Below are 1132 nucleotides of genomic sequence, written 5' to 3'. Positions count from 1 at the left end.
CGCAGGCATGGACCGATACGCGCTGAGCGAGGACGGACGGTTCGTCACGAGCATGAGCGACGGCGCGATCCTTCTGTGGCGCACTGACCGGCCGCACGAACCCGTCTTGCGTCACGAGCTGACCGACCACGTACCGGAGCAACTCGCTCTCGACGTCCGGGCCGGCATGCTCCGCTACGTCGTGAGGAGCACACGCGACACCGGCGTCGTCCGCACCCTCGACATCAGCCGGGTGGTGCGCCCCTCGTGGCAACGGAAAGAGGCCGGTGCCGCTGTGCTCAGCGCCGACGGCAGCACCCTGGCCGTCCTGAGAGAGCGAGCCGGGAAGAGCGGGCACCTCGCCCTGTACGACACCCGGACCGGACGGCTGCGTTCCGAGGTACCCGGCGTACCGGTGGCCCGGGAAAACGATCTCTGGGACACACCGAGCCTGTCGCTGAGCGCGGACGGGCGCCGCCTGGCCTTCAGCTGGGCGCCGAGCGAGGAAGAGATGAACCTGTCCCACGTCACGGTCTGGGACACGGCCCAGCACCGCCGGCTATCCACGATGCGAGTGCCTGCCGAAGATTTTTGGACCTTCACACTGAGTCCGGACGGCAGCGAGCTGACGACATCCGACGGCACGGGGCTGGCTTTGACGGTGTGGAACGCCGAGGACGGCAGCAGGCTGCGCCGCGTCACCCGGCCGGGCAAGCCGGCGTCCTCTGGTTCGTACGGCACCGTCAGTGTGATTTCCCCGGACGGCCGCATGCTCCTCCACGACGACGGGACACTGTTCCCCACGGTCGGACGGCCCGCGAAGAAGGTAACACTTGACACCTACGGCGTGGCCGCGTTCAGTCCGGACGGTGACACCGTGGCACTGGTCGAGGCGAACGAGCGCATCACCCTGTGGGACGTACGGCGGGGCACCTCGCTGGGCGTCCTGTCCGGCGGAATCCCTGTGAACGGGGCCGTAACCGGGGAGGCGACGACCACCGCGCTGGCCTTCTCCCCGGACGGCTCCGTCCTGGTGGCCGCCGGAACCGCTGGCACACTGAGAATGTGGGACGTGCCCTCCCGCCAGCCCCTCGGCGCAGGCCTCACCACCGCAGGCGACGACATCACCTCCCTCGCCTTCTCCCCGGACGGC

1 protein-coding gene is annotated in these 1132 nt (G+C 69.3%); it reads left to right on the top strand.

What is annotated here, in order from left to right:
* Positions 1 to 106: 106 nt before the first annotated feature.
* Positions 107 to 1132, top strand: a 1026-nt coding sequence (locus CCN42_RS40220; protein ID WP_422641137.1) for a WD40 repeat domain-containing protein, incomplete at its 3' end; no start/stop codon positions are given.

This window comes from Streptomyces glaucescens (assembly GCF_002154375.1).
Classification (GTDB): domain Bacteria; phylum Actinomycetota; class Actinomycetes; order Streptomycetales; family Streptomycetaceae; genus Streptomyces; species Streptomyces glaucescens.
Note: the sequence above shows the minus strand (reverse complement) of the source record. Positions and strands in the feature narration are given on the sequence as shown.